The organism is Gottfriedia sp. NPDC056225 (assembly GCF_042267765.1).
Taxonomy (GTDB): Bacteria; Bacillota; Bacilli; order Bacillales; family Bacillaceae_G; genus Gottfriedia.
Genome location: NZ_JBHJTJ010000005.1, coordinates 21,425 through 44,730, shown reverse-complemented (window position 1 = coordinate 44,730; position 23,306 = coordinate 21,425). Strand labels below are relative to the sequence as shown.

The 23,306-nt window shown below is 33.3% G+C and carries 26 protein-coding genes and 2 riboswitches; of the genes, 12 read left to right on the top strand and 14 right to left on the bottom strand.

The genetic code is table 11. The annotated features are described in order from the left end of the window. Window positions 1-11 precede the first annotated feature (11 nt). Window positions 12-410 carry a hypothetical protein gene (locus tag ACFCYN_RS05670; protein WP_375948077.1) on the top strand — a complete coding sequence of 133 codons (399 nt, stop codon included), beginning with the start codon at window positions 12-14 and terminating at the stop codon, window positions 408-410. 134 nt (window positions 411-544) lie between these two features. Here the strand turns inward: ACFCYN_RS05670 and ACFCYN_RS05665 are convergent, their stop codons facing one another. The 3 genes from ACFCYN_RS05665 to fosM all read right to left on the bottom strand — a co-directional run bounded on the left by ACFCYN_RS05665 (window position 545) and on the right by fosM (window position 2,357). Beyond that, entirely contained in the window at window positions 545-970 is a 426-nt protein-coding gene (locus ACFCYN_RS05665) for an OsmC family protein (RefSeq protein WP_098119557.1), read from the bottom strand. A gap of 41 nt (window positions 971-1,011) precedes the next feature. Then, on the bottom strand, window positions 1,012-1,707 hold the full coding sequence (locus tag ACFCYN_RS05660) for a pirin family protein (RefSeq protein ID WP_172447132.1): 696 nt from the start codon (window positions 1,705-1,707) through the stop codon (window positions 1,012-1,014). A 227-nt stretch (window positions 1,708-1,934) separates the two neighbouring features. Then, complete coding sequence (fosM, locus tag ACFCYN_RS05655; RefSeq protein WP_172447131.1) at window positions 1,935-2,357, bottom strand: FosM family fosfomycin resistance protein; 423 nt, start codon at window positions 2,355-2,357, stop codon at window positions 1,935-1,937. Between the two features lie 301 nt (window positions 2,358-2,658). Here fosM and ACFCYN_RS05650 point away from each other — a divergent pair, with 301 nt between their 5' ends. Continuing rightward, entirely contained in the window at window positions 2,659-3,192 is a 534-nt protein-coding gene (locus ACFCYN_RS05650; RefSeq protein ID WP_375948075.1) for a hypothetical protein, read from the top strand. 169 nt (window positions 3,193-3,361) lie between these two features. Continuing rightward, window positions 3,362-3,871, top strand: a complete 510-nt coding sequence (locus tag ACFCYN_RS05645) for a DinB family protein (RefSeq protein ID WP_375948073.1) — start codon at window positions 3,362-3,364, stop codon at window positions 3,869-3,871. 46 nt (window positions 3,872-3,917) lie between these two features. Here the strand turns inward: ACFCYN_RS05645 and ACFCYN_RS05640 are convergent, their stop codons facing one another. From ACFCYN_RS05640 to ACFCYN_RS05630, 3 genes are all read right to left on the bottom strand, one after another. Beyond that, window positions 3,918-5,243: an amidohydrolase family protein gene (locus tag ACFCYN_RS05640; RefSeq protein WP_375948216.1), complete on the bottom strand. Its 1,326-nt coding sequence runs from the start codon at window positions 5,241-5,243 to the stop codon at window positions 3,918-3,920. Between the two features lie 43 nt (window positions 5,244-5,286). Continuing rightward, window positions 5,287-5,386, bottom strand: a riboswitch (purine riboswitch). Window positions 5,387-5,478: 92 nt separating this feature from the next. Beyond that, entirely contained in the window at window positions 5,479-6,678 is a 1,200-nt protein-coding gene (locus ACFCYN_RS05635) for a hypothetical protein (RefSeq protein WP_375948071.1), read from the bottom strand. Window positions 6,679-6,892: 214 nt separating this feature from the next. Next, the gene (locus tag ACFCYN_RS05630) at window positions 6,893-7,351 is read right to left on the bottom strand and encodes a MarR family winged helix-turn-helix transcriptional regulator (RefSeq protein WP_375948069.1); all 459 of its coding nucleotides are present in this window, start codon (window positions 7,349-7,351) and stop codon (window positions 6,893-6,895) included. A 157-nt stretch (window positions 7,352-7,508) separates the two neighbouring features. On the opposite strand from ACFCYN_RS05630, the gene ACFCYN_RS05625 reads away from it, so the two are divergent. Together ACFCYN_RS05625 and ACFCYN_RS05620 are read left to right on the top strand one after the other, a co-directional pair. After that, window positions 7,509-8,483 (top strand): hypothetical protein, encoded by a 975-nt coding sequence (locus ACFCYN_RS05625; RefSeq protein ID WP_375948067.1) that lies wholly within the window; start codon window positions 7,509-7,511, stop codon window positions 8,481-8,483. Between the two features lie 99 nt (window positions 8,484-8,582). Continuing rightward, window positions 8,583-8,747, top strand: a complete 165-nt coding sequence (locus ACFCYN_RS05620; protein ID WP_172443654.1) for a hypothetical protein — start codon at window positions 8,583-8,585, stop codon at window positions 8,745-8,747. Between the two features lie 62 nt (window positions 8,748-8,809). On the opposite strand, the gene ACFCYN_RS05615 is transcribed toward ACFCYN_RS05620, so the two are convergent. Next, window positions 8,810-9,799, bottom strand: coding sequence for an NAD(P)-dependent alcohol dehydrogenase (locus tag ACFCYN_RS05615; protein WP_172447125.1), 990 nt, complete (start codon window positions 9,797-9,799; stop codon window positions 8,810-8,812). A 157-nt stretch (window positions 9,800-9,956) separates the two neighbouring features. Next, a complete protein-coding gene (metK, locus tag ACFCYN_RS05610) occupies window positions 9,957-11,153 on the bottom strand; it encodes a methionine adenosyltransferase (protein WP_172447124.1) in 1,197 nt (398 codons plus the stop codon). Between the two features lie 209 nt (window positions 11,154-11,362). Then, a riboswitch (SAM riboswitch) is annotated at window positions 11,363-11,477 on the bottom strand. Window positions 11,478-11,777: 300 nt separating this feature from the next. Here metK and pckA point away from each other — a divergent pair. Continuing rightward, window positions 11,778-13,364 (top strand): phosphoenolpyruvate carboxykinase (ATP), encoded by a 1,587-nt coding sequence (pckA, locus tag ACFCYN_RS05605; RefSeq protein ID WP_172447123.1) that lies wholly within the window; start codon window positions 11,778-11,780, stop codon window positions 13,362-13,364. A gap of 179 nt (window positions 13,365-13,543) precedes the next feature. On the opposite strand, the gene ACFCYN_RS05600 is transcribed toward pckA, so the two are convergent. Beyond that, window positions 13,544-13,987 (bottom strand): carboxymuconolactone decarboxylase family protein, encoded by a 444-nt coding sequence (locus ACFCYN_RS05600; protein ID WP_375948064.1) that lies wholly within the window; start codon window positions 13,985-13,987, stop codon window positions 13,544-13,546. A gap of 224 nt (window positions 13,988-14,211) precedes the next feature. Between ACFCYN_RS05600 and ACFCYN_RS05595 the strand changes: the two genes are divergently transcribed. The 4 genes from ACFCYN_RS05595 (at window position 14,212) to ACFCYN_RS05580 (ending at window position 17,447) form a co-directional block, all read left to right on the top strand. Further along, window positions 14,212-14,703, top strand: coding sequence for an RrF2 family transcriptional regulator (locus ACFCYN_RS05595; RefSeq protein ID WP_375948062.1), 492 nt, complete (start codon window positions 14,212-14,214; stop codon window positions 14,701-14,703). A 175-nt stretch (window positions 14,704-14,878) separates the two neighbouring features. Further along, entirely contained in the window at window positions 14,879-15,871 is a 993-nt protein-coding gene (locus ACFCYN_RS05590) for an ABC transporter substrate-binding protein (RefSeq protein ID WP_375948215.1), read from the top strand. A 12-nt stretch (window positions 15,872-15,883) separates the two neighbouring features. Then, window positions 15,884-16,648, top strand: a complete 765-nt coding sequence (locus tag ACFCYN_RS05585; RefSeq protein WP_375948060.1) for an ABC transporter ATP-binding protein — start codon at window positions 15,884-15,886, stop codon at window positions 16,646-16,648. After that, on the top strand, window positions 16,641-17,447 hold the full coding sequence (locus ACFCYN_RS05580) for an ABC transporter permease (protein ID WP_172447118.1): 807 nt from the start codon (window positions 16,641-16,643) through the stop codon (window positions 17,445-17,447). Before ACFCYN_RS05585 ends, ACFCYN_RS05580 begins: the two co-directional genes overlap by 8 nt. A gap of 440 nt (window positions 17,448-17,887) precedes the next feature. Here ACFCYN_RS05580 and ytkD read toward each other — a convergent pair whose 3' ends face one another. Then, window positions 17,888-18,367: an RNA deprotection pyrophosphohydrolase gene (gene ytkD / locus ACFCYN_RS05575; protein ID WP_172447117.1), complete on the bottom strand. Its 480-nt coding sequence runs from the start codon at window positions 18,365-18,367 to the stop codon at window positions 17,888-17,890. Window positions 18,368-18,534: 167 nt separating this feature from the next. Between ytkD and ytzI the strand changes: the two genes are divergently transcribed. Beyond that, window positions 18,535-18,681 (top strand): YtzI protein, encoded by a 147-nt coding sequence (gene ytzI / locus ACFCYN_RS05570; protein WP_098119575.1) that lies wholly within the window; start codon window positions 18,535-18,537, stop codon window positions 18,679-18,681. Between the two features lie 24 nt (window positions 18,682-18,705). Further along, the gene (gene yidD, locus ACFCYN_RS05565) at window positions 18,706-18,960 is read left to right on the top strand and encodes a membrane protein insertion efficiency factor YidD (protein WP_375948057.1); all 255 of its coding nucleotides are present in this window, start codon (window positions 18,706-18,708) and stop codon (window positions 18,958-18,960) included. Window positions 18,961-19,006: 46 nt separating this feature from the next. On the opposite strand, the gene menC is transcribed toward yidD, so the two are convergent. The 4 genes from menC to menH all read right to left on the bottom strand — a co-directional run bounded on the left by menC (window position 19,007) and on the right by menH (window position 23,290). After that, window positions 19,007-20,110 carry an o-succinylbenzoate synthase gene (gene menC / locus ACFCYN_RS05560; protein WP_375948055.1) on the bottom strand — a complete coding sequence of 368 codons (1,104 nt, stop codon included), beginning with the start codon at window positions 20,108-20,110 and terminating at the stop codon, window positions 19,007-19,009. Window positions 20,111-20,122: 12 nt separating this feature from the next. Further along, window positions 20,123-21,565 (bottom strand): o-succinylbenzoate--CoA ligase, encoded by a 1,443-nt coding sequence (locus ACFCYN_RS05555; protein ID WP_375948054.1) that lies wholly within the window; start codon window positions 21,563-21,565, stop codon window positions 20,123-20,125. 82 nt (window positions 21,566-21,647) lie between these two features. Further along, on the bottom strand, window positions 21,648-22,466 hold the full coding sequence (menB, locus tag ACFCYN_RS05550; RefSeq protein WP_172447113.1) for a 1,4-dihydroxy-2-naphthoyl-CoA synthase: 819 nt from the start codon (window positions 22,464-22,466) through the stop codon (window positions 21,648-21,650). After that, window positions 22,463-23,290 carry a 2-succinyl-6-hydroxy-2,4-cyclohexadiene-1-carboxylate synthase gene (gene menH / locus ACFCYN_RS05545; RefSeq protein ID WP_375948049.1) on the bottom strand — a complete coding sequence of 276 codons (828 nt, stop codon included), beginning with the start codon at window positions 23,288-23,290 and terminating at the stop codon, window positions 22,463-22,465. Before menH ends, menB begins: the two co-directional genes overlap by 4 nt. Window positions 23,291-23,306 lie beyond the last annotated feature (16 nt).

The following is a 23,306-nucleotide window of genomic DNA, read 5'->3' as shown; positions in this document are numbered from 1 at the left end:
TAAGTGGAGTTTTGCAGTATATCAACAAGAATAGGGCATTTATCAACTGGAATACAGCATTTATCAACTGGAATACAGCATTTATCAACCGGAATACAGCATTTATCAACCGGAATACAGCATTTATCAACGGGAATACAGCATTTATTAACGAGAATAAAGCATTTATCAACGAGAATAAAGCATTTATCAACGAGAATAAAGCATTTATCAACCGGAATAAAGCATTTATCAACGGGAATACAGCATTTATCAACCGGAATAAAGCATTTATCAACGAGAATAAGCAATTTATCAACGAGAATATCCAATATATCAACGAAGTTCACAACTTTATCAACAAAGTTCATATAGTGTTCGTATTTTCAGCTTTAACTTCCGTTGTATTTTACATGCTGAGCCCTCAATAAATGAGAGAAAACAGCATATGCTCAAAAACCTCTACTTTATGAACCAAGTTCACAGTTTTATGAACAAAGTACACAAAATGTTCGCATTACCTAACAAAAAAAAGCTGCCTCAAAGGAGACAGCTACGATTAATATTACAGAATTTCTTCATCCTTCGTTCCATTCATTGTAAAGCTAGCTGTTATATTAGCATTCAATGAATGAGCAACAGAACAATATTTATCTTTTGATAATTTGATTGCTTTTCGAACTTTTTCTGTATCCAATTCTCCGCCTAATATATAGTGCAAATGGATGTCTGTAAATCGTTTAGGATGCTCTTCTGCACGATCACCATTTACTTCAACTTCGAATGAAGTCAATTTTAATCTCATTTTTTCAAGGATTAATACGATATCAATCGCTGTACATCCTGCGACAGCATTAATTAATAATTCAACTGGAGTAGGTGCGCTATTCTCCCCACCTAAAGACTCAGCAGTATCCATTTTGATTTCATGGCCAGACGGTGCAGTTCCTGAAAAGGCTAATTTTCCGTCCCATTTAATACTTGTTTTCATCAGATACTTCCCCTTTCAAAGCTTAAATCAATAAATCTATTTTATTTTTTCATTTCTACTACTAAATAATGTGAAAAATCTTTTGATTTAATTTTTATATTTTCTTCAATGATTTTCGCAGCATCACTAGCTTCTAGTAGTTCTCCATTTACAACTGCATTTCCTTCTAATAAGACTAAATACGCTTGACGACCATTATTTATCTCAAAAGAAATTTCTTCATTTCCATTTAATGCAAGCGAGTAAATATTTGCATCTTGGTGAATTTTAATTGGAGCATTTCCATCAACTGGAGATACCATATGATACCATTTTCCAACTCTTTCTTCCCAATCTGAAACTAAGTCACCGTAATTTGGAGTATGACCTGCTTTATCAGGAATAATCCATAATTGAATTAATCGTAATGGGTCCTTACCTAAATTGTGTTCACTGTGATACACACCTGTTCCTGCACTCATGTATTGAACATCACCACGTCCAATTTCGTGTTTATTTCCCATACTGTCAGCGTGAGTTAATTTTCCGTTTATGACATAAGTTATAATTTCCATATCATTATGTGGATGAGTACCAAAGCCTCTATGAGCTTTAATTAAATCATCATTTAATACTCTTAGTACACCGAAATTCATATTGTTAGGATCATAATAATTTGCAAATGAAAAATGATGAATTGTATTTAACCAACCGTGATCTGCGAGACCTAATTGTTTACTATTGATTTTTTCGAACATATTTATCGCTCCTTTAATTTTAAAAATAAATTCATACTCAATATTATCTTTAATTCGAGATATTAAACCAAAAAGAATCTACGTACTTATTTGATTACTGTTTACAATTAACTTCGTCTTTAATATATATAATTTATTAAGTTAGTCTAACTCTTACTTATATTGTATCAAATTTTATCTTTAATTCAAGATATTTTTTCAAAGAAAGTTTATCAAAACTTTCTCTTTCAAATATAAAAATCCATATGGGGTTTTGTTTGCTTATAATAATTAATTCGATCTTGTAAAGTTCCTGTATGAAATTCAAACTTATGTCCATCTGGATCTGTAAAATAAATTGATTGTTTATCTCGTTGATCTCTTTTGCGACCATTCAATATATTTACATTAAGTTCTAGTAATTTATCGTACATTTTTTCAAAGTCATCTTCATCAATTGTAAAAGCCATATGGGTGTAAGATTGATGAATTTCATTTCTAGGTATATTCTTTTCTTCATTTAAAGCAAGCCAAATACCATTTAAATCAAAATATGCAGTTGTTCTACCCTTCACTAATAAAGTTGCATTAAATACATTCTTATAGAAATCGATCGCTTTTTCTAGATTAGATACAGAAAATAACAAATGATTGATTCCTTTAATCTCCATTTCACTCCCTCTTTTCATCGCTATTTATTTGATTTCCCACTCAATCCACCTCCATGACCTTCTGTTTCTCATATTACTTTCTCGTACTTTTACTAATATCTTCAACAGTTATTGTATTTACACTTAACTTTATTAAAAAGCCCTTTTTGTATTGAATTTGATTTTAATAGTGGAATTTAACAAATAATATCATACAAAATTCTACAATAAAGGTCTATCGACGATTCATAGCATTAAGACTTAAAATTAAGATTAAGTTAATTATCTTTATTAACTATTTCCGAAAAGGGAGAAGTGGAATATGACGATAACAGTACGATTTGCAACGCCTGCTGATTTTGATAGATTATTGGAATTAGACTCTCTCGTTTACAAAGTAGAATGGCAAGTGACGAAATCATTTGCAGAAGAAGCTTGGAGTAAGAATCCTTATATCTATAGAGTACTGGAGTATACTCATGAAATCCAAGGATTTATAGCATTTTTCCCAGTAGAAAAAGAGATATTTGAACAACTTTTTGAGGGGAAAATTGATGAATTAAGTTTATGTCATTATATTCTTCCATATGAAAAGAATAATTCAGTCTATCTTTATTTAGCAAACATCATCGTTGATACTAAGCATGAATTGAGTAAGGAATTTGCAAAGGTTATGATTAAAGAAATTAGCAAAGAAATTCAACGTATTCGAAACAGCGGTTGTTTAGTGAATGAGGTTGGCGCTATTGGAATTACTGAAGCAGGGAATCGCGTTTTAAGTAAATCCAAACTACATTACATTGGTAGACTTTTAGAGGAAGATACAAATCATATTTATAGAGGAAGCTGCTTTTAAGACATGCTGAATACTGATCGGAACGAATTCAATCTAGAAAACGGTTTATTTATTTTATTCATCCTCAACATTTTAATTTTTCAAACTTCTATATACATATTAAGGTATAATTCGCTTATTGTACTACGCATTGTAGATTTAAAATAAAAACTTTGAGGTGGTAAATTTGATGTCCAGACCAGAACCAAATGAGTATAACCCTCATTTTAAAGGGTATATAGGGCTAGTTCCTGAAGGTGATTTACAAACTATTTTACGAAAGCAATTAGAGGAATCCATTAGCTTTTTTAAGGCAATCTCTAAAGAAAAATCTGAGTATCGTTACGCAGAAGGTAAATGGAGCATTAAAGAAGTACTTGGACATTTAGTAGATTGCGAGCGAATCATGTGCTATCGTCTATTGGCAATTGCAAGAGGAGACAAATCTCCTTTACCATCTTTTGATGAAAATGCTTATAATGAAAATGCAAAATTTAAGCGTCTCGATATAGAACGAATTATTAATGAATATGAAACTGTACGTCTAGCTACTTTATCTTTGTTAGCAAATTTATCTGATGAAACATTAGAACTTGAAGGTACAGTATTAAATCACCCAACGACACCAAGAGCTATTGCTTATATTATTGCAGGTCATGAATTACATCACTTAAAAATCATCAACGAACGTTATCTTTAAATGAAAAGAAGAGCAGGAAACTTGTCCTGCTCTTTCCCTCTTAATTTTATGAAAAACGACTTTGTAGACGATTAGCTTCGGAAATTACTTTTTCTTCATCAATTGTTAAACAAATACGATCTTTTACGATTGCATTTCCATCTATGAATACATCACATACATCGCTACCACGAGTAGCGTATAGTAAGTGTGAATACGCGTTACTTAATGGTTGTAAATGTTCTTTATCAAATGGATAAATCGTAATAAAGTCTGCTTTCTTATTTGCTTCAAGGGAGCCAGTATGCCCCATTCCAATCACTTCTGCGCCACCGCGAGTAGCCAAGGTTAATGCCGTTTGTGCCGAGAATTTCGTAGCATCTTTATACATCCCTTTTTGTAGCAATGCTGCAATTCTTACTTCTTCAAACATATCAAGATTGTTATTTGATGCTGTGCTATCTGTTGCGATACCGACTTTTACTCCTGCTTCTAGTAAACTAATAACATCCGCTACTCCAGAACCTAATTTCAAATTACTAATTGGATTATGAGCAACACGTACATCGTATTCCTTTAAGATTGCTCTTTCTTCATCATTTAGTACTACGCCGTGAGCCATGACTGTCGGCTGATTAAATACACCTAATTTTCGAAGATGTTCGACAGGACGGTTCGAATAACGAGTTTGGATATCTTGAATTTCATAATCTGTTTCAGATACATGGATGTGCATCATTAAGTCATTTTCTTTTGCAATACGTGCACTCTCAATTAAAGCTTTAGGAGTACAAGCATATGGACTATGAGGTGCAACCATCGTTGTCAAACGGCCATTAGCAAAGTTTTTATAGTCAATTGAAAACTGCTCAGCACCTTTTAGATTCATTCTTTGCTCTTCTTCTGTTCCGAAGCTAAATATTGAATATGAAAATGCCCCGCGAATTCCAGTTTCACCAATTGTCTCCATTACATTATTTGGATCGATTCCATTAGGGTTAAACATATCAGAGAACGTTGTAGTTCCTGACTTTACCATTTCCAAAATACCTAACTGCGCACTTACTGAAGCAATCTCAGTCGTATATTGTCTTTCAATCGGCCATATTTTAGTTTCTAACCAAGGCTTTAACAGCATATCATCTCCAATTCCGCGTAATAACGTCATTAGAATATGAGAATGCGTATTTACTAGACCTGGCATCACCCATTTCCCCTGAAGATTAACTACTTGATCCGCATCCTTCATTAACTCTTCGGAATGGTTTCCAACATAAGTAATTAATTGATCTTGTACAATCATCATACCGTTATCAAAAATTTGATTTTCCTTATCCATTGTAAAAATCGTTGCATTTATATAAACTGTTTTCATTATTTTTTCCCCCTTAATTATTAGAAAATAAAAAAAATCCTGATTACGAAGAAGGATGTAAATACATTACATTCTTTTTCGTAATCAGGATTTTACGGTTCCTGGTAGAGACCCTCATACCATATCAATGAGGTTATACAATTGGTTTATGTTTTTATATTAAATCATATTAAACGATAAGTTCGTAAAGTTCAAGAATTTCTATAAATTGGTATTTTAAATGAGAGCTAATAAAGTCAATTTGTCCTTTAAGCTATCCCTTTAGCATCATAAAACTATATGCATAAATTGATTTACCTTTTTTAGTCACTTGAGTCATGATCTCGTTTATTCCTTTTATCTCTTGATGTGTTTCTAATTTTCCTGTTTTGAGATTGTAAACCTCAATTGAAAATTTATTATTTTTAGGATTATCTCTAAAATAATAAACGTAATTACCTCGAAAATAAACTTGTTCATTATAATATAATACAGTTTTATCTGCATCGATCAATGAAAACTTCTTCTGCACTTGTTCAGTTTTTGTATTAAATGTATAAACATCACCTAGTCCATCTATGTAAAAAAGCTCACCGTTTAAAAGATATGCAGACTGTTTAATATTATAGACGATCGTGCTTCTAACATCTTCAATATTAGAATAGTGTACAAGTGGCAATGTGTCTAATCTCAATGTTTTCTTATCAATCCTTAACAGAATTTCATCCTTGTTATGTTCATCAATTGATGCATTTGAAGCGATTATGTAATAAAAATATTGATCCGCTAATACTTGTGAATCCGGGTTTACTTCATCTTTCGTTTCAAATTTACTTAATTGCTTGATACCTACTTTATTATTTAGAACTACTTCTTGTAAATTGAATTCTTTTGGATTTTTTGGATCATTAGTTAATATATAAATATTCTCCCCTACTTGGCCAGAAGCTACAATATAGCTGGGTATCGTGCCGGTCTGGAAACCATTTTTATTGCCAAAACGAACATCCGAATTATATCCATCTTTTTTACTGAATCCACTGTTATAAATACTAAAGAAAAGGTCTTTTCCTTTTATGTAACCAGATCGTTCCCCAGTATATTGGCTTTTCTTCATTTGAAAATCCTTGTATTCGTCACCAAGAATTTGAATATGATTTTTATCTTCTAGAAATACTTGATTCGGACTTTTTGTGACAGATCCAAGTTCTAAACCTTTCATTTTTACACTTTTTGCTTGTCCATTTTCATCAACAAACACTGCATAACTCAAGCCATCTCCATTTATATCTTGATCAGCAGTGGTTGAAAAGTAAATAACTGCACGTTTATCTTTTAAGAAACTAGTCCTTGTTAATTCATCTTCTTTTGCAATCACTTTCGCACTAGAATCCCAAGCATATACATAAAACCAATAACCTCCGCCTAAACAGAGCGCCACTATAAAGCTTATAATTAAAATCCTTTTTTTCATAATTCCTCCAACATTAACGACCTACTAGTTCTTAATAATGAATACCGATTACAATTATATTTACTAAACTACAACAAATCTACCATTTTTTACCAAAATAGTTATATTTAACTGTTATAATTTTTTAATAAATAAGGATTTTCTCTTAATCATTTCTTAAAAATGGCCAAAAAAATATGGAGCCGAAATTGACTCCACTCCTTCAATATAATCTCTATTCTATTTTCCCAAGTATTCGTATAATCTTGTGCATTGAGTAATCTAAATCTAACAAGTCTTCTTCATCAAGCTGCCCTAACCTTTCGATAAAAATATGATAAAAATCTTCCCATCGTTTAGAGACAACTTTCTTCCCTTTTTCCGTAAGGACAATTTTTACGCTTCGTTTATCATTAGCATCTTGAATTTTGGATACATACTCTTTTTCTTCTAATTTCATAATTAATGGGGTCATTTGCTGTTTAGAAATACTAATATTTTGAGCTAGCTCTGTTAGTGAAATTCCTTCAGGTGTTTGAAATAATTCCTCAAGTATATGACTTTGCAGATGGGTTAACTCAGCCTGTTTATTCTTTAGTGAATTTTTTGAACCTGGCTTGTTAAACTTATTAAAAACTAGCGGGAGTAATTGGATAAATTTCTCTGCTATTTGGTGTGTTTTTGAATTCGTCATGCGACTTTCATACCTTCCTGTACAAAAATTTCCAAATTGACATATAGTAAATAAAGGTTTATTATTTATTCGACCTTAGTTTAGATTATAACACATTTTACAAATAAACTACATTTAAAATAGTAAACAATAATTTACTATAAAAAGGAGAGGTATTATGAAATCAAACGGATTAACTTTCGGAATCTATCCTCTTAGCGTAGCCGGTACACCTATAGGATTAGCTACTGGACCAGAAGATAATTATGAAAAAATATCATCCGCACTAAAAGAGCTTAAAGATAATGCTAATCGGCTTTTACCTAGAATGTACGCTGTCTATATGGGACCAGAAACGGAAGAAAAAGTATTTAATGCTTTAAATCGCTATAAGAACTCTGGGTTATTAGGTGATTTAACAATCGGATGCCTTATGGACCAAAGTCTGTCACTAGAATATTGGTTTAATTTCGTTCGTAAAGTAATTAAGGAATATGGTCCTTTACTTGAATCAATTCAAATTACGAATGAACCTAATTTATCGTTTATGGATGGATCGAAACCATATGTATTTGAAGCACTTGTACGAGGAATAATTATTGCAAAAGAAGAAATTACAAAAAATAATTTAAAAGTTAAAATCGGGTTTGGTTCGGTTCCTGAGGGAGAAAAAACAATTCCACATTTTTGGGAGAGCCTAATGAATATTGGTGGAGATGAATTAATTCATTCAATTGATTATGTCGGTCATAATTTTTATGTGGATGTATTTGAGGAACCACTGGAAATTGAGGAAATTGCAATCTCAGTAGAAAATATACTCCGTAAATTTCGAGATACGTTAAATCGCAATAGAATCCCTACAACAATTCCAATTCATATTACGGAAAATGGATGGCCAACCGGGAAAAATCCGTTTATTCAAATAGAAAGATCGTATGCAAAGCAATCAGACGTCCTTGAAAAAGTTGTTCGAACGGTCTACGCACTTCACCAGGAACTAAATATTACTCATTATGAATTTTTCGGTTTAAGGGATGCTGATAGCTCAAAAGACGATCTATTTCATCAATTTGGCATTATGAAGGATGATTATTCACCTAAGCCTGCTTTTTACACCTATCAAAAATTAGTTAATGAATTAAGCAAGTAAATCGATATTTCATCTTTTGAATGAAGTTAGTCAAATCGTTAAGACTAACTACTATGAAGAATTTCTTCACGTTTCTACTATATATATGGAGGTAATAATTTGACTAAACAATATAAACCCCTTATAAATGAAGAACATATGAAAATACAAGCGAACCTTAATAATCTTGACCCTGGTCATTCAGTGGATGAACTTCGCAAAATTGAAACTGCAAATATGATTTTAGCTGGTGAAGAAATAAGACAGCAAAATGAAAATCTATAAAAAAACTTGTAAATTAAGGAATCCCTCAAAATCAATTTTTGAGGGATTCTTATATTATGATTTTACAGTTGATTATTACCTCGAATATTAATTACTATATTCCCCTTCTTATGCCCTTGTTCTACATAATGATGTGCTTCAGCAATTTGATTAAGTGGATAATGCCGATCTATCACAGCTGTTAATCTGTCAGCTTCAATAAGTGCTTTAATATAATTCAAATCTTCCTTGTTCATATTTGCTACTCCAAGGATGGCTTTTTCATTACTGGTCAAATTATTCCAAAATGCTTTAAAGTACACTGAGGGCTTCCATACTGCACTTAATAAATAGGTCCCATCTTTATTCAGTAACTTTTTACAGTCTGAAAAAGAAGTCTTGCCTACCGTATCAAAAATAATGTCATAAGTTTTCCTACTTTTCGTAACATCTTCTTTTGTATAATCGACCACTTCTATTGCTCCAAGAGATCTAACCAACTCTAAGTTTGATGTACTACACACAGCAGTAACTTCTGTGCCGAAATATTTTGCGAGTTGTATCGCATAAGTTCCTACACTTCCCGAACCGCCATAAATAAGCACACTTTGCCCGTTTTGGATAATACTCCTTCTTAAAAAATGAAGTGCAGTAATAGCTCCCACAGGCACAGCTGCAGCCTGCTCGAATGACATATTAATTGGCTTTTTGGTAAGCACTCCTTGCTCAGGTAAAGAAATATATTCAGCATTAGCACCAAAAGAAAATCCGCTATACCCGAAAACATGGTCACCTATTTTAAAACTTTTCACTTTTTCCCCTACTTTGACTATTTCTCCTGCTAGCTCACAACCTGGTATTTTATTTCTCGGCTTTGTTAGGCCAAACATAAGTCGAGAAGGTAGCCAATACATAAAAGGGAAATCTGAGGCTCGTAGTTTTACATCTCCTGCTGTTACGGTTGTAGCATGTATTTTTATCAATACTTCATCATCGTTTATAGTAGGTTTTTCAACTTCTTTTAGCTGAAGAACTTCTGGTGGACCGTATTTTGTACAAATTATTGCCTTCATAGGTTCCTCCATTTAAAACTTTGATTTAGTCATTTAAACCTATGAAAAATCATTTTTAAGTATGCCTATCTATATTTGTCTTCTACTAGAATGTAACTCTGTATAAACAAAAAAAGACTGAATACAGCAAATGCCGTATTCAGCCTTAATCTTATTATTATAGACCTGCTTCAGTTTTTAAAGCTTCTGCTTTGTCAGTACGCTCCCAAGGAAGATCGATATCTGTACGGCCGAAGTGACCATAAGCAGCAGTTTGTTTGTAAATCGGACGACGTAAGTCAAGCATTTTGATAATTCCAGCTGGACGTAGGTCGAAGTTGTTGCGAATTACTTCAACTAATTTTTCTTCTGAAACTTTACCTGTACCAAAAGTATCAATAGCGATTGAAACTGGTTTAGCTACACCAATTGCATATGCTAATTGAACTTCAGCTTTATCAGCTAAGCCAGCAGCTACGATGTTTTTCGCAACGTAACGTGCAGCGTAAGCAGCAGAACGGTCAACTTTAGTTGCATCTTTACCAGAGAATGCGCCACCACCGTGACGAGCATATCCACCGTAAGTATCAACGATAATTTTACGACCTGTTAAACCTGCATCACCTTGAGGTCCACCAATTACGAAACGACCTGTTGGGTTGATAAAGAATTTTGTATTTTCATCAATTAACTCAGCTGGTACAACTGGTTTAATTACAAGTTCTTTAATATCATTTTCGATTTGAGCTTGAGTAGCTTCTGGACCATGTTGTGTTGATACAACGATTGCATCAATACGAACTGGTTTGTTGTTTTCATCATACTCAACAGTTACTTGAGTTTTACCGTCTGGACGTAAGTAAGAAACTGTTTCATTTTTTCTAACTTCCGTTAAACGGCGAGCAATTTTGTGTGATAATGAAATTGGAAGTGGCATTAATTCAGGTGTTTCATTTACAGCAAAACCGAACATTAAACCTTGGTCACCTGCTCCGATTGCTTCGATTTCTTCATCTGACATGCTACCTTCACGTGCTTCTAACGCTTGGTCTACACCTAAAGCGATATCTGCTGATTGCTCATCAATAGAAGTTAAAACTGCACATGTATCTGCATCAAATCCGTATTTTGCACGATCATAACCGATTTCACGGATTGTTTCACGAACGATTTTTGGAATATCTACATAAGTAGAAGTTGTGATTTCACCTGCAACAAGTACTAGACCTGTTGTAACTGATGTTTCCGCTGCTACACGAGCATTCGGATCATTTGCTAAAATTGCATCAAGAATTGAATCTGAGATTTGGTCACAGATTTTATCTGGATGTCCTTCTGTAACTGATTCTGAAGTAAATAAACGACGTTGTGACATTGAGTCCCCTCCTAAATTGAATTGACGGATCTCTTTTTTCTCAACATAAGAATAAAAAGTTTGTTCCTATTCCTATGTTTCCCATTTAAGATAAAGATAACTCAGTGTAAATTACGAAATTGCCACTGTATTTAAGTTTTGAGCAAAAAAAAAGCCTTCCTCTTATCAAATATTACCTGAGGAAAGGGTTCTTGGTTATTTGCCTTTCGCTCTTATCGTTCAAGACATAAAAAAAAGTCTTGCATCAGGTTCAGCACCTTTCACTAAAAGTGAGGTTGCTGGGCTTCGTAGGGCCTGTATCCCTCCACCTACTCGGGATAAGAGAGTATCCGTATGAAAAGTATCATATTAAAATTTCACTTTCTTGTCAACAACTTTCATCATTACTTTTAACATAATTCTACAATAACTTTTAATTTCTATTTAAATGGAAATTACTATTTATCATATTCTTTTGACGAAATTACACCTATTAATTAAATCATTTTACTCAAATTTATTTTTTAATGAAATTCATAACACATTTTACTAACTAATAGTATACACTATTAAAATAAATGTGTTATACTATTTATCGAGATACCTACATGGCAGACAAATATATTTAAAGGATGGTATTAGTATATGAAGACAGTTGATGTAAACTTTGAATTAAACGAATTACTTACTAGTAATCAAATGTATAACCAACTTAGCGTTTCTGAGTTAGTTGAAAAAGTCCTAACAAGACAAGAAGGAATTTTAACGTCAACAGGAGCAGTTAGCGTTTCAACAGGCAAATATACTGGACGTTCACCTAAGGATAAATTTATTGTTAAAGAGGCATCTGTTGAAAATTTAATCGATTGGGGTTCAGTAAACCAACCAATCTCTGCTGACGTATTCGAAAAATTATATAGCAAAGTACTTAACTACTTAAAAGATCGTAACGAACTATTCTTATTCAAAGGATTTGCTGGCGCAGATACTGAGTACCGTTTACCTATCCAAGTAATTAACGAATTTGCATGGCACAACCTATTTGCTCATCAATTATTTATTCGCCCAACTGAGCAAGAACTTCTAACTCATGAAGCTGAGTTTACAATTGTTTCTGCTCCGACATTTAAAGCAGACCCAGTAGTAGATGGAACAAATTCAGAGGCATTTGTTATTGTATCATTTGAAAAGAAAATAATCTTAATTGGTGGTACTGAATACGCTGGAGAAATGAAAAAATCTATTTTCTCTATCATGAATTTCCTATTACCACAAAATAATGTTTTACCAATGCACTGTTCTGCCAACGTTGGTAGCGAAGGCGATGTAGCATTATTCTTTGGTCTTTCTGGAACTGGTAAAACTACATTATCTGCTGATGCAGACCGTAAATTAATCGGTGATGACGAGCATGGCTGGTCAGATAATGGTGTATTCAATATTGAAGGCGGTTGCTACGCTAAATGTATCAACTTAACTTTTGAAAAAGAGCCACAAATTTTCTCTGCAATTAAATTTGGAACTGTTTTAGAAAATGTAGTTGTTAAATCTGATAGCCGTTTAGCTGACTATGATGATACAACTTTAACAGAAAATACTCGTGCTGCATACCCAATGCAAGCAATTCAAAATATCATTGAGCCAAGCGTTGCTGGACATCCACATGCAATTATCTTTTTAACTGCTGATGCATTTGGAGTATTACCTCCAATCAGCAAATTAACAAAAGAGCAAGCAATGTACCACTTCTTAAGTGGATTTACTAGTAAATTAGCAGGTACTGAGCGTGGTGTTACATCTCCACAAGTAACATTCTCAACATGTTTCGGATCACCATTCTTACCGCTTCCAGCTGTAGAATATGCAAAAATGCTTGGTGAAAAAATTGAAAAACATAATGTAAATGTATTCTTAGTAAACACTGGTTGGACTGGTGGAGAATATGGCGTTGGTAAACGTATGAATCTTTCTTACACAAGAGCAATGGTTCACGCTGCACTTGAAGGAGATTTAAACAACATTGAAACTACACAAGATGAGTTTTTCGGATTAGCAATTCCAACTCATGTACCTGGTGTACCTGATAGCGTATTAGTTCCATCAACAACTTGGGAAGATAAATCAGCATATGATCAAAAAGCTCTTGAATTAGTAAAAAAATTCCAAGAAAACTTCAAAAAGTTTGAAGGCTTTGACGCTCAATTAGCTGAGCTTGGTGGACCTTTAAAATAATTTAATAAATAAAAATGTAAGGGCTGTCCTAAAGTCAGATTTAATGACTTTTGGATAGCCCTTTTTTAATCAGTGATAAAAAATTAAATTTCGCTATTAATTTAATGCCATATTATAAATCCTAAAGTGCAAAAGCATCCAAACTGTTTATCTGGATGCTTTTTTTATAAAAGACATAATTATCTTTCAGTTGGTGTATTCCCCATTGATATAGAGATTCTATTCCAGCTGTTAATTTGATTGATTATAAAGACAAGATTTACATATTCCTTTTCGCTGAAGTGTTTACTAACACGATTATAGAGTTCTCCTGGCACACCTTTATTCGGGATCAATGTGATATGCTCTGTTAACTCTAACGCTGCTTTTTCTGCTTCTGTATAAAAAGCACACTCTTTCCATGTAGTAAGACAATATATACGTTGTTCCGTTTCTCCTATTTCTCTTGCTTCAGAGGTATGCATGTCAATGCAAAATGCACAACCATTAATTTGTGAAGCACGAATTTTAATAAGTTCACGAAGTTTATGGTCTATACCCGTTGATTTAGTATACTTTTCCATTTCCATCATTATTTTAATTGCTTCAGGTGCTAACTTATAATAATTAATTTGTTGTTCCATTTTATTTCCCCCTAAAAAAGTTAATTCTAAAAATAAATGTTTAGATGTATAATTGAATCGAACAATCGACGACTAACTTAATCGCCGATTGATATAGTCCATAATATATCGTTTTTTTTATTCTGTCAAACTCATTTATTTGCTCTAAAAGTAAATGTTTGACAAAGAAATAAAACATTTCTAAGATTAATTAACATAATCTCTTTTATGAAGAAGGTGTTTTGATGCAGTATAGCGTTGGAGTTGAGTATGCACTTCACTGCCTAGTTTATTTAATTGATACTCCTGAAGATTCTCCAATTGGAATAAAGGAACTTTCCTTCTTTCAAGGTGTTTCAGATACATATCTCTCAAAGATTTTTAGTAAATTATCTAAAGCTGGTATTGTAAGTTCAGTTCCAGGAGTTAAAGGTGGTTTTAAACTAGCTAAATCTCCAGAAGAAATTTCCTTTTGGGATGTAATTGAAGCAGTTGAAGGTTCTAAACCCATATTTCAATGTAAAAACATTAAAGATAATGGTTATCTATATAGAGAAAAAGGTTGTACTCCAAGTGCTACCTGCACGATTAATTTAGTCATGCTCTCTGCAGAAGAAAAAATGCATGAATATTTACGTAGTAAAACACTTTCGTGGTTAAACAAAGAATTAGCAACTGTTTTACCTAACGAAATACGTGAAGACACTCGAAAATATTTTTCGAAGAGCAATAAATAAAAACCTCTCTAATTTCCTAAAAAAGGAATTTTGAGAGGTTTTTTCTTAGCACAAAAATCGATTATTTTCTGCTGTTCTTCAATCGAACTGCACGCATTCAGAACTCCGCATTCACCCATTTTCTCCTAATGCATAGGCTAATTGTATATTTTCGATTAGGAGGGATTAAATGAAAATCAAATGGTTCGTTATTTTATTTTTATTAGTTGCTTCTATTTTAGGTGCTTGCTCAAAAGATAAACCAAAAGATGGCAATACAAAAGTAAGAGTTGCAGAGGTGACTCGTTCATTATTCTACGCACCTGAATATGTGGCCATAAGTGAAGGGATTTTTAAAAAGCATGGATTGGATGTTGAATTAACGACTACTGCTGGTGGAGATAAAACAATGACTGCTGTGCTATCAAACGGTGCAGATATTGGATTAGTTGGTCCTGAAACAACAATCTATGTATACGCTCAAGGAGCAAATGATCCAGTTAAAAGCTTTGCACAACTTACTCAAACGGATGGAACTTTTTTAGTAGCGAGAAATCAAACTGGTACATTCAATTGGGATCAACTAAAAGGCACAACGTTTTTAGGGCAAAGAAAAGGTGGCATGCCACAAATGGTTGGCGAATATGTCCTAAGTAAACATGGGATTGATCCACATAAAGATTTGAATCTTATCCAAAACATCGACTTCGCTAATATCGCGAATGCATATGCATCTGGGACTGGACAGTATGTACAATTATTTGAGCCTACAGCAAGTATTATGGAAAAAGAAGGAAGAGGTAAAATCGTCGCTTCATTCGGTTTAGAATCAGGAAAAGTACCATATACAGCTTTTATAGCAAAAGATAGTTATTTGAAAAAGAATGCTAAAACAGCTCAACAATTTACTGATGCTATTTATGAAGCCGAGCAATGGGTTGATTCTCATTCCGCTGAAGAAATCGCAAAAAGTGTTGCACCATTCTTTAAAGATACACCTTTAGATATTTCAATAAAAGTTATTGATCGTTATAAGTCTCAAAACTCTTATTCAACAAATCCAATATTAGAAGAAGATGAGTGGAATAATCTTCAAAATATCATGAAACACTCTGGCGTATTGCCAAAAGAGGTTCCACACTCAGTATTAGTTGATACAAAATTCGCTGAAAAATCTACGGAGAAGTAGAAGGTCATTAAAATGAGCTATCTTACAATTGATGATATTTCTCATGTATTTTTATCAAAGCAAAAAGCAATTAAAATATTGGATGGATTAACGTTTAATGTTGAAAAGGGTGAATTTGTTTCAGTACTAGGTCCAAGTGGGTGTGGAAAAAGCACACTTTTGTCTATTATTTCTTCTTTGCTTGTACCATATGAGGGTTCAGTAAAGTTCAAAGGCAAACCATATAATATAAAATCAGGGGAAATTGGTTACATGCTTCAGCACGATTATTTGTTCCCTTGGAAAACAATTAAGGAAAATATATTTCTAGGTCTTCAAATTCTAGATAAGGACACAGAAGAAAATAAGAATCGAACTTTAGAATTGTTAAATGAAGTTGGATTAAAAGATTACGAAAATGCATACCCAAGAGAACTTTCTGGTGGAATGAGACAACGAGTTGCATTAGTAAGAACTCTCTCTACAAGCCCATCAATTGTATTATTGGATGAACCATTTTCAGCTTTAGATTATCAAAATAAAGTAAAACTAGAAGAATTAGTTTTCAACTTATTTAAAAAGTTAAATACAACCGCTATATTAGTAACTCACGATATCGAAGAAGCTGTAGCAATGTGTGATCGGGTCATTACGCTAACTAATGCTCCTACAAAAATATCAAAAGTTTTTCATTTACCAGAGGAATTACGTACGCACTCCCCTTTTGAAGTAAGACACCAATCACTTTTTTCTTCTTACGTTTCTTCTATTTGGAAGGAGTTGGAGAAACGTGGATAAAGTATATGATGAGCTAAAATCATATCATGACAAAATAGCAAAAAAAAATCGCCGCAAAAAACTTTTAGTATTTTTTATCCAAATATTAATTATTATTATATTTTTCATAGCATGGGAGCTCTTAAGCCACCGAAGAATAATTGATCCATTATTATTTAGTGCACCAACTAAAATTTACGATTTATTCATCTCTAAAATTGCGGATGGCTCGATTTATCATGATGCTATGACTACGATTACTGAAACGCTAGTTGGCTTTATATTAGGCACAATTCTTGGCTTAGTTCTTGCCATCATACTTTGGTGGTATCCATTTACTTCAAAAGTACTAGACCCGTTTTTAGTAGTCTTTAATGCAATGCCAAAAGTTGCGCTTGGCCCAATCATTATCGTAATTTTTGGCCCTTCATATTCTTCAATAATTGCCATGGGGATTATTATAAGTTTTGTCATTACAGCACTAGTTATTTATCAAGCCTTTTTACAAGTAGACGAAAATTACGTAAAAGTAATTAAAAGTTTTGGAGCAACAAAAACTCAAATCTTTAAAAATGTCATCTTTCCTGCTAGTATACCTACCGTCATTTCAACATTAAAAGTAAATGTCGGCTTAGCTTGGGTAGGAGTGATTGTCGGAGAGTTCTTAGTTTCTAAAAGCGGACTCGGCTATTTAATCGTATATGGCTTCCAAGTATTTAACTTCACGCTCGTCTTAATGAGTGTATTAATCATCAGCGTTTGCGCTGGTGTAATGTATATTATTGTTGAATATATAGAGAGAAAAACATTAAAAAAATAAGTGAAAAGCTCACTAAAGCTGTGAGCTTTTTTTAGCATGTTTGGAAAGTACGAACACTAAGTGAACTTTGTTGATATAGTAGTGATTTTTGTTGATATAACAGTAAACTTTGTTGATATACATGATTTGAGCATTAATTGAGAGAAGCATTTACGTGTTTATTATGTTTTTTTACATGATTTTGTTCTTTCTCGAACTATTTTAATGATATTTTTTCTTTTTTTTGATTCACAGGCTACACTTTGTTCTAATTTATTGCCTTTATTTGCAGTTTTGCTAATTTAATTGCAGTTTCATCTTTTTTATTTGCACTTTTCCTGATTTAATTGCAGTTTCTCCTTTTTTATTTGCACTTCCCCTGATTTGTTTCCAGTCTCAACTTTCTTTTTTTTCCCTGCACATGATTTATTTTCAAACTAAAAAAATGTAAAAAGGCTCACTTATAAAAGTGAGCCTTTTTTATTATTTAAATAACTTAAACTTTGTGAAAATACTTCGTCACGCATGATAAAACTAAATCGTCGATCTCTTTTTATGTTTGGTGGAAATTCATCTAATAGGACAGGCCCGTTTGTTTCAAAATAATGCTTTTGTGTTAAAAGTTCACTTATTTCGGCAAAGTAAATATTTTTTATAATGATTTTGTCCTTACCTGTAACACGATACTGCCCTAGGTAATTAATTTTAGATACATTTCCACCGGTTTCTTCTAAAACTTCGCGTTTAGCAGCTTCTTCTGGCGTTTCGCCTTCTTCTACTTTTCCACCTGGAAATTCGTATCCTCTTCTTTGGTGGTCTGTTAGTAACCATTGGTCATTGTACTTACAAATAACCCAAACATGCTTTGGATTGAGTGAAAATGGATGCTTCTCAAATGATAATTCAACTGTATTATGGTAAAAATCTTTAAATATGTACATTTTAACCTTCCTACATTCATACTTGTTTATCCATTGTACTATGTCTATTAAAATGTTTCATCATTATTGAAATAATATTCCTTAATCTTTATGAAAATATTTGAATGCCTTGCATATTGGACAGTATACTATATCATAGTAGTATAACTATTTAGGAGGATTAGCGTATGACTGGAGTATTTGTTGTTAGTGGAATTATTATCGTTGTTGTGTTTGGTGCATTCGTACTTACTGTAAATAAAGGCTATGGAGTACAGCATAAAGTCGATAAGCTAGAAGACGTAAAAATGAATAATAACCATGATGAAAAATAATTCTAGCAGACGTAAGGTTTGTATATGAATAAAATATTAATTGGAATCATTCGATTTTATCAAAAATGGATATCACCTGCCACTCCACCTTCATGTAGATTTTATCCTACATGCTCTCATTACGGATTAGAGGCACTACAAACTCATGGTGCGCTAAAAGGCTCTTATTTAACGACTAAAAGAATACTTAAGTGCCATCCGTTTCATCCAGGTGGATTTGATCCAGTACCTAAGAAGAAAAATAATGAAATAAAAAAAGATACGGTCAAAGAAACTTGAAATGAATGACAAGTTTAATTTGATCGTATTTTTTTTGTCTATTTTTTTAAGCATGTCTATAAATCTTTTTAGAAAGACTTCTGACTCTTGCTTCATCCACTTCTACTCCTATACCAGGCCCATCTGGAACTCTAACTTTCCCTTTTATTAATGCTACCTCTGGATAAATAATATCGTGCTCCCAATGTCTAGATGAGGCCGATATATCTCCAGGGATCGTAAAGCCTGGAAGAGAGGCTAATGCAACGTTTTGAATTCTAGAGATTCCTGTTTCAATCATACCTCCAACCCAAATTGGAATATTCTTTTCAACGCAATAACGATGAATTTCGATTGAGTTGGTTAATCCTCCGACTCTGCCAGGCTTTACAGTAATGATTTTACATGCTTTTAGTTCGTGGGCAATTTGAACATCCTCAATGGAACAAATACTTTCATCTAAACAAACAGGGGTCGAAATTTCCTTTTGAAGAATAGCATGTTCAATAAATTGGCGCTCACCGAAAGGCTGCTCAATCATTATTAGATTAAATTGATCTAATTTTCTTAGCTGAGGGATGTCGTCTATCGAATAATCCGAATTAGCATCAATCATTAGAGGAATTGTCGGATAACTATTTCGGATAGTAGATACAATTTCGTAATCATTTTCCCTCGAAACCTTTATTTTAAATCGTTTATATCCTTCTGCTAAATAGTCACCAATTTGTTTTGTCATTTTTCCTGGCTCGTCTATACTAATAACGACCCCAACTGGTATCTCAGCTTTATTGCCCCCTAAAGCTTGCGCTAACGAAATTGAATTTTGTTTACTATACAAATCCCAATACGCACCTTCAAGCCCTGCTTTAGCCATTTGATTCCCTTTAAATTGATTTAACTGCGATGCTACTTCATTAGGATGATTAAATTGCTTATTTACTAATTTTGGAATTAAGAAATCTTGTAAAACATGAAGTGCGGAATAAATCGTTTCTTCCGTATACCACGGTTCAGAAAAAGCAACAACTTCTCCATAACCACTTAATCCATTTTCATCGATAATTTTAACAATAATACTTTCACGTTTTTCATATGTACCATAGCTTGTTTTAAATGGTATCTTTAAAGGCTGTTCAATTAAAAATAATTCAATTTGTTGAATTAACATCATTAATTCCCCTTATAAAAGCTTTAGTAGCTCTCTTCTTACTAGCTTGTTTGTTGCATTTCTTGGTAAGTTTTCTACAAAAATTATTTCTTTTGGAATTTTATATCCCGCTATTTTATCTCGACAATACTCGATTAGTTCTTCTTGGGATGGAGGATTAGAGGATTTACTGATCACAAATCCAACAGGTACCTTTCCCCAAGCTGGGTCTTCTTTGCCCGTTACACCAGCTTCAATAATGTCTGGGTGCGATAATAATACTGATTCGATTTCTGCAGGATATATATTCTCTCCCCCAGAAATAATTAAGTCACTTCGACGATCAACTACGAATAAAAATCCATCTTCATCTACATAACCTAAATCACCAGTGTAAAGGTAATCTGATGCATTCAAATCCCGATCAAGCTTATAATATCCTTTACTTACATTCGGTCCCTTGACGACAATTTCTCCTATTTCTCCAGGTAAGCAAGTTCGACCATCTTCTTTTATTTCAAGTGTACAACCGAATAAAGCTTTACCAGCAGAACCAAGTTTAGAAAGCATGTATTCAGGAGAAAGAGTTGCTATCTGTGAACATGTTTCAGTCATTCCATATGTTTGATAAACTGGTACATTTAAAGAACTTGCCTTTTGTAACAGTGGAAGTGGTGCCGGACCTCCTCCAAGTAAAGCTGCTCTTACACTTTTTAAATCAATTGTTCCTTCAACAAGTGTTAAGAGGTCATTTAAAACTTTTGTAACGACAGATAGAATGGTTACATTATGCTTTATGACACAGTCTTTAATTGTTTGTGCATCAGCTTTATTTGTTATGACAATTTTCATTCCATAAATCGCACTTTTGTATACAGTTGATAAGCCACCTACATGGAACATTGGTAAACAAACTAGCCATACATCCTGCTGCTCTAATCCTAAATTTAAGACTGAAGCAACGGCACTGTTAAAGTGGTTACGATAAGTTTGTAAAACTGCTTTTGGGAAGCCTGTTGTTCCGGATGTGTACATCATTGTAGCGATTTTATCCTCATCAAAATTATATTGGATCGTAAAATCCTTCATTTCGACATGTTCCAACTCATCTATATTTAACAATTTAATATTTTCAGGTACCTTGATTGCATTTGAATTTGTTACGATTAAAAATTCAGAATCACTATTTTCTAATTGGTATCTTATTTCATCATCACTTAATCTTATATTCAGTAAAATTGATGTAGCTCCAATATAATGAAGGGCATATACAACTTGTATAAACTCAACGGAATTATTCATTAAAACAGACACATGGGACTCGTCTTTTATACCTAATTGGTGAAATTTATATGCTAGATTTAAAACCCGGTTATGTAATTCCTTAAACGTAATTTCCTCTACATCGGTTGCAACGGCTACTCGATCAGGAGTTAATCTGACTCTTTCAAGCAAAAAATTCGGAATTTGACTCATTAAATACACTTCCTTACTGTAATGAAAATTAATTCAAAAAAGCTTGATGATTTCTCATCAAGCTTTTATCTCTTCTTTCAAATCAAGGAAAACGTGGGAATTTATCGAAATCAGGTGTACGTTTTTCTTTAAATGCATCGCGGCCTTCTTTTGCTTCATCAGTTGTGTAGTAAAGAAGTGTTGCATCTCCAGCTAGCTGTTGAATTCCAGCTAAACCATCTGTATCTGCATTCATTGCTGCTTTTAAGAAACGAAGTGCAGTTGGACTCTTTTCAAGCATTTCTTCAGCCCATTTAACTGTTTCAGTTTCTAATTCTTCTAAAGGTACTACTTTGTTTACTAAGCCCATATCTGATGCTTCTTGAGCATCATATTGACGGCATAAGTACCAAATTTCACGAGCTTTTTTATGACCTACAATACGAGCTAAATAGCCTGAGCCGTAACCAGCGTCAAAGCTACCTACTTTTGGACCAGTTTGTCCAAATTTAGCGTTATCTGCAGCGATTGTTAAGTCACAAACTACATGAAGAACATGTCCTCCACCAATTGCGTATCCAGCTACCATCGCAATTACAGGCTTTGGAATAACACGAATTAAGCGTTGTAAATCTAATACATTAAGGCGAGGAATGTGGTCATGTCCAACATAACCACCGTGTCCGCGAACACTTTGGTCTCCTCCAGAACAGAATGCTTTTCCACCTTCACCTGTTAAAATAATAACACCAATTTTTTGGTCATCTCTTGCATAAGCAAAAGCATCAATCAATTCTGATACTGTTAATGGTGTAAATGCGTTATGTACGTGTGGACGATTGATTGAAATTTTAGCGATTCCATTATATGTAGAATATAAAATTTCTTCATACTTTCTTTCTTGTACCCATTCAATAGTCATGAAATTTTCTCCTTTTCTTTTTCCAATAAAAACCCACTTACTATTGTAGCAAATTTTTTCAATTGTTCCACATGAATTGCATGGCCAGCGTGTGGAATTTTTATAATTTCGCTATTTTTTAGCTTCTCGTTCATTTTCCCCATTATTAGGCAAAACTTTTCATCATATTCACCACAAACTAATAATGTTGTTTTGTGAAATTGATTTAAATCATCCCATAAAGAAGGCTGGATGCCCGTCCCCATCCCTATTAGACTATTACTTAGTCCAATAGGAGACTGATTTAATCTACCTTTTTTAATCTCTTCTTGTGATGAAGTAGGTAGATTCTTTTGTGTAGAAAATAACGGAACGTTTTCCCAATAATTAACAAATGTTTCAATTCCATCATTCAAGATCATCGCGGATAATTTAGTATCTTGTTCGATTCGAGCTAATCTTTCACGCTCGGTATTAAGACCCGCTGTACAACTTTCTAAAATAAGTGAGCTAATTTTAGCTGGGTAGGCCAAAGCAAAATAGAGGGCTAGTCTACCTCCCATTGAATAGCCTAATAAATGCACAGAATCAATTTGCTTTTGTATTAAAAAGTCAGATAGATCTTTAGCAGCATACTCCATTTTATAACGTTCGTCATCAATTGGAGCACCAGTCTCACCATGCCCTAATAAATCAATTGCTATTACATGAAAATTTAGTTCTAGCTCTTTTATTAAATTTCCCCATGTTTCCTTTGAACCAGTGAAACCGTGCAATAAGAGAATTGTTTGCCCTTGACCAGATTCAGTGTATGAATAGGTAACTTCATTAATCTTAATTTCCATGAGCAGGAACACCTAA

Coding starts and splice junctions, on each gene's coding strand:
- ACFCYN_RS05555 (WP_375948054.1), bottom strand. CDS start 21,565: ATGAGTCAAATTCCGAATTTTTTGCTTGAAAGAGTCAGATTAACTCCT.
- ACFCYN_RS05600 (WP_375948064.1), bottom strand. CDS start 13,987: ATGGAACAACAAATTAATTATTATAAGTTAGCACCTGAAGCAATTAAA.
- ACFCYN_RS05595 (WP_375948062.1), top strand. CDS start 14,212: ATGCAGTATAGCGTTGGAGTTGAGTATGCACTTCACTGCCTAGTTTAT.
- ACFCYN_RS05625 (WP_375948067.1), top strand. CDS start 7,509: ATGAAATCAAACGGATTAACTTTCGGAATCTATCCTCTTAGCGTAGCC.
- ACFCYN_RS05635 (WP_375948071.1), bottom strand. CDS start 6,678: ATGAAAAAAAGGATTTTAATTATAAGCTTTATAGTGGCGCTCTGTTTA.
- ACFCYN_RS05665 (WP_098119557.1), bottom strand. CDS start 970: ATGAAAACAAGTATTAAATGGGACGGAAAATTAGCCTTTTCAGGAACT.
- ACFCYN_RS05615 (WP_172447125.1), bottom strand. CDS start 9,799: ATGAAGGCAATAATTTGTACAAAATACGGTCCACCAGAAGTTCTTCAG.
- menC (WP_375948055.1), bottom strand. CDS start 20,110: ATGTTAATTCAACAAATTGAATTATTTTTAATTGAACAGCCTTTAAAG.
- fosM (WP_172447131.1), bottom strand. CDS start 2,357: ATGGAGATTAAAGGAATCAATCATTTGTTATTTTCTGTATCTAATCTA.
- ytzI (WP_098119575.1), top strand. CDS start 18,535: ATGACTGGAGTATTTGTTGTTAGTGGAATTATTATCGTTGTTGTGTTT.
- ACFCYN_RS05585 (WP_375948060.1), top strand. CDS start 15,884: ATGAGCTATCTTACAATTGATGATATTTCTCATGTATTTTTATCAAAG.
- metK (WP_172447124.1), bottom strand. CDS start 11,153: ATGTCACAACGTCGTTTATTTACTTCAGAATCAGTTACAGAAGGACAT.
- ytkD (WP_172447117.1), bottom strand. CDS start 18,367: ATGTACATATTTAAAGATTTTTACCATAATACAGTTGAATTATCATTT.
- ACFCYN_RS05645 (WP_375948073.1), top strand. CDS start 3,362: ATGTCCAGACCAGAACCAAATGAGTATAACCCTCATTTTAAAGGGTAT.
- ACFCYN_RS05630 (WP_375948069.1), bottom strand. CDS start 7,351: ATGACGAATTCAAAAACACACCAAATAGCAGAGAAATTTATCCAATTA.
- pckA (WP_172447123.1), top strand. CDS start 11,778: ATGAAGACAGTTGATGTAAACTTTGAATTAAACGAATTACTTACTAGT.
- ACFCYN_RS05650 (WP_375948075.1), top strand. CDS start 2,659: ATGACGATAACAGTACGATTTGCAACGCCTGCTGATTTTGATAGATTA.
- menH (WP_375948049.1), bottom strand. CDS start 23,290: ATGGAAATTAAGATTAATGAAGTTACCTATTCATACACTGAATCTGGT.
- yidD (WP_375948057.1), top strand. CDS start 18,706: ATGAATAAAATATTAATTGGAATCATTCGATTTTATCAAAAATGGATA.
- ACFCYN_RS05660 (WP_172447132.1), bottom strand. CDS start 1,707: ATGTTCGAAAAAATCAATAGTAAACAATTAGGTCTCGCAGATCACGGT.
- menB (WP_172447113.1), bottom strand. CDS start 22,466: ATGACTATTGAATGGGTACAAGAAAGAAAGTATGAAGAAATTTTATAT.